The sequence below is a fragment of the Aeromonas sp. R2-3 genome, assembly GCF_040908375.1.
In the GTDB taxonomy this organism is placed as follows: Bacteria; Pseudomonadota; Gammaproteobacteria; order Enterobacterales; family Aeromonadaceae; genus Aeromonas; species Aeromonas veronii.
The window spans coordinates 154,481-166,023 of record NZ_JBFODP010000019.1; the positions used below are offsets into that span (position 1 = coordinate 154,481).

Here is an 11,543-nt window from a genome sequence, read left to right on the forward strand (position 1 = left end):
AAGGACAAGCATGTTTACATTCCTGCTGAAACGGTTCTATCAGGCCGTGATAGTGATGTTCGTCATCAGCCTGGTCGCCTTCTCCATCCAGGATAACCTGGGTGACCCGTTGCGTGAGCTGGTGGGACAATCCGTCTCCGAAGCCCAGCGTCACGAGTTGCGCGAGAAGATGGGCCTTAACGATCCCTTCCTCATCAAATACAGCCGCTTTCTGAAAAATGCGGTGCATGGGGATTTGGGCACCTCCTATTTCTTCAAGCGACCCGCTCTCGAGGTGATCCTCGACAAGCTGGTGGCTACCCTTGAGCTGGTGTTTGCTGCCGCGCTCATCATCGTGGTGGTTTCCATTCCACTCGGTGTCTATTCGGCGATCCGCCCGCGCAGCATTCCCACCAAGATCATCATGGCGGGGAGCAGTATCGGCATCTCGATCCCGGTATTTTTGACCGCCATCATGCTGATGTACCTCTTCTCCATCCAGCTGGGCTGGCTGCCTGCCTATGGCCGCGGCGAGACCCGTAACCTGCTGGGCTGGGAGTCGGGTTTCTTTACCTGGGATGGCATCCTGCACCTGATCCTGCCCGCGGTGTCGCTCTCCTCCATCATGCTGCCGCTGTTTATCCGGCTGGTGCGCTCCGAGATGCTGGAGCAGCTCTCCTCCGAGTACGTCAAATTCGCCCGCGCCAAAGGGCTGGATAACAACAAGGTCTACTACAGCCACGCTCTTAAAAACACCATGCTGCCGGTCATTACCGTCGGCGGGGTGCAGATCGGCACCATGGTGGCCTACACCATTCTGACCGAGAGCGTGTTCCAGTGGCCGGGTACCGGCTTCCTGTTCCTTGAGGCGATCCACCGGGTCGATACGCCCCTCATCACCGCCTACGTCATCTTCGTGGGACTGATCTTCGTGGTGACCAATACCCTGGTCGACCTGCTCTACGGGTTGATTAACCCGACCGTTAACCTGACTGCCAAGGGGTAAGCATGAGTAACGCTGTAACTGCAAGCCCAAGCCGTTGGGCACGATTCAAGAACTCTGACATCGTCTACTACTTCCTGCGGGACAAGGTAGCCATGTTCAGCTTTGCGGTGTTTGTGGTGTTCGTGCTGGCGGCGCTGCTGGCGCCCTGGCTCGCCCCGCACAACGTCTATGACCAGACCAGCTTTGATCTGATGGATGCCGAGCTACCACCTTCCTGGCTGGAAGGTGGCGAGGAGCGCTTCTGGCTCGGCACCGACAACCAGGGACGAGATATCTGGAGCACCATCCTCTATGGCGCCCGTATCTCCCTCACCATCGGCCTGTTTGCGGTGGCGCTGCAGCTGGTGCTTGGTATCGTCATCGGTCTGATTGCCGGTTACTTCGGTGGTCGTATCGACAACCTGCTGATGCGCTTTGCCGATGTGCAGCTGTCGTTCTCCACCATGATGGTGGCGATCATCATCTCCGCTATCTTTCAGGCAACATTCGGCTCCGAGTTCTACTCGAAGTTCGCCATCATGATGCTGGTGGTGATCATCGGTATCGCCGAGTGGCCGCAGTATGCCCGTACTGTGCGCGCCTCTGTGCTGGCGGAGAAGAAGAAGGAGTATGTGGAAGCGGCCAAGGTGATGGGGTTCCGCGCCCCGCGCATCATGTTCCGCCACATTCTGCCCAACTGCCTGTCGCCCATTCTGGTGATCTCCACCGTGCAGGTGGCCAACGCCATCATGAGCGAAGCAGCGCTCTCCTTCCTCGGTCTGGGGATGCCGGTTGATCAGCCCTCGCTCGGTTCGCTTATCAGCGTCGGCTTCAACTACATCTTCTCCGGCTCCTGGTGGATCACCGCCTTCCCGGGCATCTGTCTGGTGGTGCTGGTGCTGGTCATCAACCTGCTGGGTGACTGGCTGCGGGATGTATTTAACCCCAAGATCTACAAAGGTTAACGCGGGCTGATTCTGAGGCGCCGAGTCGCAGCTGTCAGGTCATTTGGATGAAAAAAATCCGAAACCGGTTTAGCCGGTTTCGGATTTTTATTGGTCTTGAGCAGACAGCTTGTTGATTGCACACCCATCAGTAGTGCGGCGGCGGGGTCTCTTCGGCCATGCTGGCAATCTGGCTGGGCTGTACGCTTTGCAGTTTGTCGATCAGCAGCTGGATCTGGTATTTGAGCCGATCGAGTTCACGGCCCTGGGTGGTCACCTCGTCGTTGAGCTGCTCTATGGTGTATTCCGCATAGGCGAGACGGGTTTCCAGGGTTTCGATGCGATCGTTAAGTTGCTGACTCATGGGCCTTCGGGTCCTTACTTGATTGTCCAGATTTCGGCCAGACCACTGGAGCTGGCACTGACAAGGTGGCTATTGTCGCGCAAAGCGACGCCGTAGACCACTGCGCTGGGCGGTTTCACCTTGGGTTGCGGCGAGACGCGCCAGCTCTGCAGCAGGGCACCATCGCTCACTTGCCACAGGGAGAGCTGACGGGAAGGGGCGCCGGTGATGAGCCACTTGCCATCGTTGGCAAAGCGGGCGCTGGTGTAGACCTCGAAGCGGTGATCATATTGCAGCTGACTCACCTCCTTGCCGGTTTTCAGATCCCAGATGCTGGCCCGGCTGCTGTCGGCGGTGAAGGCGTAGCGGCCGCTCGGCTCCAGTCTGGCCATGATCACCCGGCCACCATGGTTGAAGCGCCAGATCACCTGCCCGCTACGGGTATCCCACAGATAGGCGCTGTAGTCGTTGCCGCCGGTCAGGGCGTAGCGACCGTTGGCGGAGAGATCCACCGTATTGACCTGTTCGGTGTGCCCCAGAAACTGCAGGCGACGACCGCTTCGGGTATCGAGCCACTCAGCTTTGCCATCTTCCCGCCCGATCAGCACATAACGACCGTCGGCAGAGAGCGTGATGTCCCTCAGCCTGGATTCAGGAAGTGAGTAGTAGCCTTGTGATTGCCCGTCGCTCAGCCGCCAGGTTGCAAAGGTGTCGGGGGTGGCGGTGACGGCATGGCTGTTGCCTTCGGAAAAGCGGGTAATGAATACCAGATCATCCGCCGAGTCGGATTGCTTCCAGCGCCAGCGTTGACGGTTCTGTTCCAGATCCCAGACGATGATGCCCTGGCTGATGCTGGAGACGATGGCTTGCTTGCCATCACTGGAGAGATCTGCGGTCAGCAGACCCGTGCTGGCGAGGGTCATTTGCTGGTTGGGTTGGGAGCTCTGCTCGCAACCGGTGAGCATTAAACAGAGGCTCACCAGATAAATGGCACTTTTTATCATTTTTGCGGTCTCACGCTTTTGTTACCTGCGATCACGGCGTTAGTATAAGGCGCTTATCACGATAAACCTCTCATTTCACGATGGAACCGAGAGCGGTATTTGGAGTTTGGAGAAACTGATGAACAAATTTCTGAAGGTGTCCCTGTTGGCGGCGGCCGTTGCCGTCGGTCTGACTGCTTGCCAAAAAGACGAGAAGCCTGCTGCGGCCAATACCGCCGAAGTGAAGGCAGAAGCCAGCAAGCCGGCAGAGGCGACCAAGGCCGAAGCCAAGAGTTTTGAAGAGCAATCTGGCTACGCAATTGGCCTCTCCATGGGTCGTTACATCGCCAATACCCTGGAGCGTCAGCAGGAACTGGGCATCAAACTGGACAACGCCGTGATCCTGAAAGGGGTGACTGACGGTCTGGGCAAAGAAGCCAAGATGACTGATGAAGAGATCCAGAAGGTACTGCAGGATTACGATGCCAAGATCAACGAGCTGACCAAGGCCAAGGCCGAGAAAGACGCCGTTGAGAATCTGAAGAAGGGCGAAGAGTTCCTGGCTGCCAACGCCAAGAAAGAGGGTGTGAAGAGCACTGAATCCGGCCTGCAATACGTGGTCGAGAAGATGGGCACTGGCGCCAAGCCGAAATCTACCGATATCGTCAAGGTTCACTACACCGGTACCCTGACCGACGGCACCAAGTTCGATAGCTCCGTCGATCGCGGCGAGCCGGCTACCTTCCCGCTCAATCAGGTTATCCCGGGTTGGACTGAAGGTGTTCAGCTGATGCCGGTTGGTTCCAAGTTCAAGTTCTTCCTGCCGTCCAAGCTGGCCTATGGCGAGCACGGTGCAGGCTCCATTCCGGCGAATGCGGTGCTGGTGTTTGACGTTGAGCTGCTGGCTATCGAGAAGCCGACTGCAGACGATGCCAAGAAGTAATCTTTTCTTGTAGTGAAAAACGGCTCCTTAAGGAGCCGTTTTTACTTGTGTATTCCCTGCAATCGCGGGATAACAGAGCTGTCTTGGCGTTGGGTTTGCGCGCGAAAATAAGGCAAAATAGATCGCAGAATCAAATACAAGGATGAGTCCAGTGGCTGAAAATAAATCGCGTGTCCTGCTGGTGGAAGATACCCGTAGTCTGGCGGTGGTCTATGAACAGTACCTGCGCCAGGAGGGGTATGAGGTGGTGCTGGCCGATTGTGGTCAGCAGGCGTTGGCGCAGTTGCTGGCAAGTCCTCCCCCCGTGGTGCTGCTGGATCTGGAGCTGCCGGATATATCCGGTATGGATATTCTGCAAATGATCACCGAACAGCAGTTGCCTTGCTCGGTGGTGGTGATCACCGCTCACGGCTCGGTGGATGTGGCGGTGGAGGCGATGCGCCTCGGTGCCTTCGATTTTCTGACCAAGCCGTTTGACAGCAAGCGGCTCTGCGCCACCGTTCGCAATGCCTTGAAACACCAGCAGTTGAGCTCGCTGGTTGCCCACTATCGGGAGAATTTCGAGCGCAGCTCCTTCTTCGGTTTTATCGGTGCCTCCATGTCGATGCAGGCGGTCTATCGCATCATCGAGAGCGCGGCGCCCAGCAAGGCGACCGTCTTTATCACTGGCGAGAGCGGCACCGGCAAAGAGGTGTGTGCCGAGGCGATTCACCAGTGCAGTCCCCGCAGCGAACAGCCCTTTATTGCCCTCAACTGCGCCGCCATTCCTCACGATCTGATGGAGAGCGAGATCTTCGGTCATGTGAAGGGCTCTTTTACCGGTGCGCAGGGGGATCGCAAGGGGGCAGCCAGTCTGGCCGATGGAGGAACCCTGTTTCTCGACGAGATCTGCGAGATGGACCTGGATCTGCAGAGCAAGTTGCTGCGCTTTATTCAGACCGGGACCGTGCAGCGGGTCGGTAGCGGCAAGCTCGAGACGGTGGATGTGCGCTTTATCTGCGCCACCAACCGGGATCCGCTGGTCGAGGTAAAAGCGGGCCGTTTTCGCGAGGATCTCTACTATCGGCTCCACGTCATTCCGCTTACCCTGCCGCCGCTGCGGGAGCGGGGTGAGGATATCCTGCTGCTGGCGCGTACCCTGCTGCAGAGCTACGCCAAGGAGGAGAACAAACGCTTCAAGGATTTTGATGTCGAGGCTGCACGAGTGCTGCTCGACTACCCCTGGCCCGGCAACGTACGCGAGTTGCAAAACGTGGTACGCAATATCGTGGTGCTCAATGACAAGGAGCTGGTGAGCCCGGATATTCTGCCGCCACCGCTCAATGGGGTTCGTCCCCAGCTACCGACTGCGATTGCGGCAGCGGTGGCATCGGCTCCGGCCGCCACCGGGGTGGCCAACGGGCCAATTCGTCCGCTCTGGCTGGTGGAAAAAGAGGTGATCGAACAGGCCATCGCCAGCTGTGACGGCAACATTCCCAAGGCGGCGGCTTTGCTCGAGATCAGCCCCTCCACCATTTACCGTAAAAAGCAGGGGTGGGAGGAGTCCAATCGGGCCTGAACCATCTTGCCAGCAGAAAGGGCGGCTAGCGTGCCGCCCTTTCTATTTTGGGGATCAGAGTTTGGCGAGGCGCTTGAGGCGGGCCAGTCGCTCCCCCTCGTTGGCGCTGAACCAGCGGTCCTGTGACAGCAGAAACCAGGCGCGGGAGAAGTATTCCGCGGCCAGCGGATCGTCCAGCACCAAGGCATTCTCCCCCAGCTCCTCGAACAGATAACCATCCTCAGGTTCGCCTGCCTCGGCCATATCGGCCTTGAGTTGGTGCAGCTCTGCCTGCGCCTGCTGGTGCTGACCCTGGGCCCGGGTCAGGCGAGCCAGACTCCAGCGAGCGATAAACGCCTTGGCCGGCTGGTTATGTTGCAGATGCCAGGCCAGACACTTCTGCTGCTGGATTTTCGCCTCATCAAAGCGGCCCAATTCGAACAGGGTCCAGCCCTGATTGTTGTAAAGGGGGGCCAGCCAGCCACGCACCTTCTCGTCACTGCTGCGTTCCGCCAGCTCCATCGCCAGTTGATGCCAGCGGCTCTGCTCTTCCAGTGGTGCGGCGATGGCGATCATGTGAGCGGCGTCGATGGCGAGATAGGTTTCTTTCTCCTTGAGCCCCCATTGCCAGGCTTGTTCAAACAGCGGTTTGGCACTGGCTTTGTCGCCCGCCGAGTTAAAGGTGCGGCCCCGTTCCAGCAGGGCCCGGATCCGCGCTCTGGGGGTTGTGTCGGTGAGGCGGGGCTCTATCTCGTCGAGCAGCTGATGGGCTTCGGCAAACTGGCGTTGCAGCGAGTGGGTGCGGGCAATTTGGGTCAGCAACTCCAGTTCGAGTTGCAGGTCGGCGGCGGTGCGCGCTTCGGGAAGAAGGGTGTGAAAACGCAGTGCGCTGGCGGCGGGATCCTGATAATCCCACAACGTCATGAAATCGGGCGGATTGTCCATTTGGCCTCCTTGCTGGTTATCCTGTCACCAAGATGCCTGCAGGCCATTGTTTGTACAAGGGGCGCCCATCACAGAGCGCCCCTTGAGCCATGCTAACGGTTGTGCCAGCCGATCAGTAGACCATGGCCAAGCTCATCAGCATCAGGCCGAGGGCGGCAAAGGCCCCCTCCTTGATCGCGAGCCTTGGCACCAGCGCCTTGGGCAGGGCCGGAAACAGGCTCAGGGCAAAGCCAAGGCCCGGCATCAACCAGTGGAATGCCGGATCGCGCAGGGTGGGATCGGCGGCTCCATTGATGATGATCAGCAAAATAAACAGGGTGAAGGCGGGGAGGATAAACCAGCGTACCCCACCGGCGGCGACCGCCCGCAGCGGCGAAATGCGATAGAGCAGCATGGTCACAAGGAACAGAACAAAAGGGGCCAGCAGATAGAGCGGAGCGGGGTTCATAACATCTTTCCTGAAAACTGAGCGTCAAAAAACAGGGAGTCCGGTGCAAGAGGCGCGGGATTTAATCACTCTTCGCAGGTAATCACCAGCAGCTCGGGTCCGGGCTGTGAAGAGGATCCCGGATAAAGGTTTGCTAGCGCGTCTTAGTGCAACCAGAACCAGGCTGTAGCAAATCCTAGCCAGCTCAGCACCAGCAAGATCCAGGGCAGGGGATGCTGATGGCTTACTTCAATCAGCTCCAGCTGATCGTCTTGTTCTTCGGTTTGGGGCGCCCCCTGTGGCTGCCTGGCTTTGGCCTGCAATTTTTTCTGGCGGCTCGCTTCACGGGCCCGCGCCTTCATCTGTTTCTTGTATTCGTCGATGCCTTTCTGGATCCCTTGCGCGATAAGCTGGGTCTGTTCCTTGGTCTGCCCCGGCTTCTGGTTGGCACGGGCAATTTTCATCGCCTCCTGCTGGGTCTCGGGGGAAATCTTGTCGTACTTGGCCATCAAATCATCTCCTCGGGCATGGCTGGCTGGGAAGTATGCCATAAAGGGGCGTCCGGGTGGCGCCTCCTTGGTGCGGGAGGGGCGCAAGTGAGTGACTGCTCAACAAAAAACCTGATAAATCAGCAGGAAGCCGGATGTTGGGCCGAAGATCACAATTAGCAGAATTTGTGAGTCATCGATGAAAAACGGTCATCTGTTGTTTGTTATATTGGCGCCCGACCCGCTGGACAGGGTTGATAAATAACAAAACAATCAAGGTGATATGGAAATGAATAATAACTTTATCAAAGGCGGCGTGGCACTGGCCGTGCTTGCTGCACTGACTGGCTGTAATACCTCGACTAATGACACCGTTGCACCCTGCACCGAAAATGTCTGCAAACTGACCATCCTGCACACCAACGATACCCACGGCCGTTTCTGGCATAATGAGAAAGATGAGTACGGCATGGCTGCCCAGAAGACCTTGGTCGATCGGCTGCGTAGCGAGGCCAAGGCGGCTGGCAGTGAAGTGCTGATGCTCTCTGGCGGTGATGTAAATACCGGGGTACCCGAGTCCGATATGCAAAATGCCAAGCCTGATTTCGTCGCGATGAATAGCATTCGTTACGATGCCATGGCGGTGGGTAACCACGAGTTTGACAATTCGCTTAAAACGTTGGAAGAGCAGCGCAGCTGGGCCAAGTTCCCCATGCTCTCCGCCAACATCTATGACAAGGCGAGCGGCACGCGCTACTTCGACCCCTACAAGGTGTTCAAGCTGGAGAGCGGCCTCAAGGTTGCTGTACTGGGTCTGACCACTGAAGATACTGCTCAGCTGGCGGCAACTGCCAATGTGGAAACCTTGGAGTTTCGCGATCCAACCACGGAAGCGGCTGCATTGAGCAAGCAGATCCGTGACAAGAGAGAGGCCAATCTGGTCTTCGCCATCACTCATATGGGCCACTATGCCGATGGTCAGCACGGCAGCAACGCGCCGGGCGATGTGGAGATGGCTCGTGCACTGCCGGCTGGCACCCTGGATGGCATCATTGGTGGTCACTCCCAGAACCCGGTCTGTATGGAGCCGAGCACCCCGAACAAGTACAACGCCAATTTCAAGCCGGGTGATAATTGTAAACCGGATAACCAGAATGGCACCTGGATTATGCAGGCCCATGAGTGGGGCAAATATGTGGGCCGTGCCCAGTTTGACTACCAGAATGGCAAGTTGACCCTGACCAGCTATGATCTGATCCCGGTCAACCTGAAAGGCAGTGATGGCAAGTTTGTACAGGACGAAATTATCAAGGATCCTGAGCTCTATAACACCCTGCTCGCCTATCAGGAACAGGGCCAGGAAAAACTCAATGAGCGCATCGGTGATACTGATGGCTTGCTGATAGGTAACCGTTCTGTGGTGCGAGCAAAGCAGACCAACCTAGGTCGTTTAATCACTACCGCCACAGCTTCCCGTTTGAACACTGACTTTGGCATCGTCAACTCCGGCGGTGTGCGTGATGATATTCCTGCAGGTGAAATCACCTACCGCAGCGTTTTGAAGGTGCATCCTTTCGGCAACCAAGTTAACAGGGCTGAGATGCAGGGAAGCGAGCTGGCTGCCTATCTGGGACAAGTTGCGACCAAGACCAGCGGCTCCGGCGGTTATGCCCAGTTTGGCGGTATCGAGATGGTAGTGGATTGCCAAGCCAAGAGCGTGAATATTTCTCGCGTTGGTGGCAAGGCGTTTGACCCTGCGGCTACTTACAGCTTTGCTATTCCGAGCTACAGTGCGGATGGCGGTGATAGTTATCCCAAGATCACAACCAAAAACGCAGGTTTGGTTGATGCTGATGTGTTGAAAAACTATATCCAGGATCAAAAGTTCATTTATGTTGCCGCTTATGAGCCGAAGAACGAGGTGAGCTATATCAACTCAACAGTTAACTATGGTTGCAAGTGAGTTCCATTATTTTGGCATAATCATAACATGAGCTACACTCGGAAGCCCTTTTAGAGAAATCCCCAGGCATTACCTGGGGATTTTTTCGAACCGTTAGTGAATGTTCCAGTCTATTGCATCACATCTTGTCTCGCCAGGCTTGCAGCCAGCTTTCGATGCTGCGCTGGATGCCTGAATCGTCCAGACCGAGCAGGGCATAGATTTCCTGCTGGGTACCCTGTTCCACGAAGCGATCCGGCAGGCCGAGGTTGAGCACCGGCTTGCACTGCTTGCTGCGCATCAGCAGCTCGTTCACCGCCGAACCGGCGCCGCCCATGATGGCGTTGTCTTCGATGGTGACGAACTGATCGTGGCTGGCCGCCAGCGACAGCACCAGTGCCTCATCCATCGGTTTGACAAAGCGCATGTCCACCAGGGTGGCATCCAGTGCTTCGGCGGCCGCTTTCGCGTGGTGCAGCAAGGTGCCAAACGCCAGAATGGCAGTGCCCTTGCCCTCTCGCAGGATACGTCCCTTGCCAAGCGCTAGCGCCTGCATCTCTGACGAGATGGGGGCATCGCTCAGGCTGCTGCCGCGCGGATAGCGCACTGCGGCAGGGCCCTGATGGAGATAGCCGGTATAGAGCATCTGGCGGCACTCATTCTCATCAGATGGCGTCATCACCACCATGTTGGGCACGGTGCGCAGGAAGCTGATGTCGAACGCCCCCTGATGGGTCGGGCCATCGGCGCCCACCAGACCGGCCCGGTCGATGGCGAATAGCACCTGCAGATCTTGCAGCGCTACGTCGTGGATCACCTGATCGTAGGCGCGCTGCAGGAAGCTCGAATAGATGGCCACCACCGGCTTCTTGTCGGCGATGGCAAGACCCGCGGCGAAAGTGACCGCATGCTGCTCTGCAATGGCCACATCGAAGTAGCGATCCGGATATTGCTGGCTGAATTTTACCAGCCCCGAGCCTTCGCGCATGGCGGGGGTGATGCCGACCAGCTTCTCGTCTTTGGCCGCCATGTCGCACAGCCACTGGCCAAAGATGGCGGAGAAGGTGGGTTTGGCACTGCTCGCCTTGGGCAGGGAGCAATCGTCAGGATTGAACTTGGGCACGGCGTGATAACCGATGGGGTCTTTCTCCGCCGGCTCGTAACCCTTGCCCTTCTTGGTCTTGACGTGCAGCAGCTGCGGGCCCTTGAGGTTGCGCATGTTGCGCAGGGTCTCGACCAGCGCCTCGATATCGTGACCGTCGATGGGGCCGATATAGTTGAAGCCGAACTCCTCGAACAGGGTGCCGGGCACCACCATCCCCTTGAGGTGCTCTTCAGCCCGCTTGGCCAGCTCCTTGACCGGCGGCAGACCCGCCAGCACCTTCTTGCCGCCTTCGCGGATGGTGGTGTAGAGCTTGCCGGACATGACCCGGGCCAGATGGTTGTTGAGCGCACCGACATTTTCGGAGATGGACATCTCGTTGTCGTTAAGGATCACCAGCATGTCCTTGTGGACATCGCCAGCGTGGTTGAGCGCTTCAAACGCCATCCCCGCAGTAATGGCTCCGTCCCCTATCACCGCAACCACCTTGCGACCCAGTCCTTCGCTCTCGGCGGCAACCGCCATACCGAGGGCGGCACCGATGGAGGTGCTGGAGTGGCCGACGGAGAGCACGTCGTACTCGCTTTCGCCGCGCCAGGGGAAGGGGTGCAGCCCATCCTTCTGCCGGATGGTGTGGATCTGGTCACGGCGCCCGGTCAGGATCTTGTGGGGATAGGCCTGATGGCCCACGTCCCAGATCAGCCGATCGAACGGGGTGTTGTAGACGTAGTGCAGGGCCACGGTCAGTTCGACCGTGCCGAGACCGGAGGCAAAGTGTCCGCTGGAGCGGCTGACAGAGCGCAGCAGATATTCGCGCAGCTCGTTGCACAGCACCGGCAGCCGATCTTTGGGCAAGGAACGCAGCTCGACCGGAGTGTCCGCGAGGGCCAGGTTGGGGAAATTGCTAATATCAACGCTCATATTG

The 11,543-nt window shown here is 57.8% G+C and carries 11 protein-coding genes; 5 read left to right on the forward strand and 6 right to left on the reverse strand.

Going from position 1 to position 11,543, the window contains the following annotated elements; genetic code table 11:
- Positions 1-10 precede the first annotated feature (10 nt).
- Both AB5Z02_RS09090 and AB5Z02_RS09095 read left to right on the forward strand, forming a co-directional pair.
- On the forward strand, positions 11-985 hold the full coding sequence (locus tag AB5Z02_RS09090) for an ABC transporter permease (protein ID WP_042080630.1): 975 nt from the start codon (positions 11-13) through the stop codon (positions 983-985).
- Between the two features lie 2 nt (positions 986-987).
- On the forward strand, positions 988-1,929 hold the full coding sequence (locus tag AB5Z02_RS09095; RefSeq protein ID WP_040068611.1) for an ABC transporter permease: 942 nt from the start codon (positions 988-990) through the stop codon (positions 1,927-1,929).
- A gap of 127 nt (positions 1,930-2,056) precedes the next feature.
- Here AB5Z02_RS09095 and AB5Z02_RS09100 read toward each other — a convergent pair whose 3' ends face one another.
- Entirely contained in the window at positions 2,057-2,272 is a 216-nt protein-coding gene (locus tag AB5Z02_RS09100; RefSeq protein WP_005335285.1) for a SlyX family protein, read from the reverse strand.
- Between the two features lie 14 nt (positions 2,273-2,286).
- Positions 2,287-3,255 carry a hypothetical protein gene (locus tag AB5Z02_RS09105; protein ID WP_368215889.1) on the reverse strand — a complete coding sequence of 323 codons (969 nt, stop codon included), beginning with the start codon at positions 3,253-3,255 and terminating at the stop codon, positions 2,287-2,289.
- A gap of 118 nt (positions 3,256-3,373) precedes the next feature.
- Between AB5Z02_RS09105 and fkpA the strand changes: the two genes are divergently transcribed.
- Both fkpA and AB5Z02_RS09115 read left to right on the forward strand, forming a co-directional pair.
- Positions 3,374-4,177 carry an FKBP-type peptidyl-prolyl cis-trans isomerase gene (fkpA, locus tag AB5Z02_RS09110; RefSeq protein ID WP_005335283.1) on the forward strand — a complete coding sequence of 268 codons (804 nt, stop codon included), beginning with the start codon at positions 3,374-3,376 and terminating at the stop codon, positions 4,175-4,177.
- Positions 4,178-4,328: 151 nt separating this feature from the next.
- The gene (locus tag AB5Z02_RS09115) at positions 4,329-5,735 is read left to right on the forward strand and encodes a sigma-54 dependent transcriptional regulator (RefSeq protein ID WP_201982166.1); all 1,407 of its coding nucleotides are present in this window, start codon (positions 4,329-4,331) and stop codon (positions 5,733-5,735) included.
- 54 nt (positions 5,736-5,789) lie between these two features.
- Here the strand turns inward: AB5Z02_RS09115 and AB5Z02_RS09120 are convergent, their stop codons facing one another.
- The 3 genes from AB5Z02_RS09120 to AB5Z02_RS09130 form a co-directional block, all read right to left on the reverse strand.
- Positions 5,790-6,659: a hypothetical protein gene (locus AB5Z02_RS09120; protein ID WP_231719477.1), complete on the reverse strand. Its 870-nt coding sequence runs from the start codon at positions 6,657-6,659 to the stop codon at positions 5,790-5,792.
- Positions 6,660-6,771: 112 nt separating this feature from the next.
- Positions 6,772-7,107, reverse strand: a complete 336-nt coding sequence (locus AB5Z02_RS09125) for a hypothetical protein (protein ID WP_005335280.1) — start codon at positions 7,105-7,107, stop codon at positions 6,772-6,774.
- Between the two features lie 143 nt (positions 7,108-7,250).
- Positions 7,251-7,595 carry a DUF2956 domain-containing protein gene (locus AB5Z02_RS09130; protein WP_368215890.1) on the reverse strand — a complete coding sequence of 115 codons (345 nt, stop codon included), beginning with the start codon at positions 7,593-7,595 and terminating at the stop codon, positions 7,251-7,253.
- A gap of 268 nt (positions 7,596-7,863) precedes the next feature.
- Between AB5Z02_RS09130 and ushA the strand changes: the two genes are divergently transcribed.
- Positions 7,864-9,537 (forward strand): bifunctional UDP-sugar hydrolase/5'-nucleotidase UshA, encoded by a 1,674-nt coding sequence (gene ushA / locus AB5Z02_RS09135; protein ID WP_368215891.1) that lies wholly within the window; start codon positions 7,864-7,866, stop codon positions 9,535-9,537.
- 118 nt (positions 9,538-9,655) lie between these two features.
- Here ushA and dxs read toward each other — a convergent pair whose 3' ends face one another.
- Positions 9,656-11,539: a 1-deoxy-D-xylulose-5-phosphate synthase gene (gene dxs, locus AB5Z02_RS09140; protein WP_231719476.1), complete on the reverse strand. Its 1,884-nt coding sequence runs from the start codon at positions 11,537-11,539 to the stop codon at positions 9,656-9,658.
- Positions 11,540-11,543 lie beyond the last annotated feature (4 nt).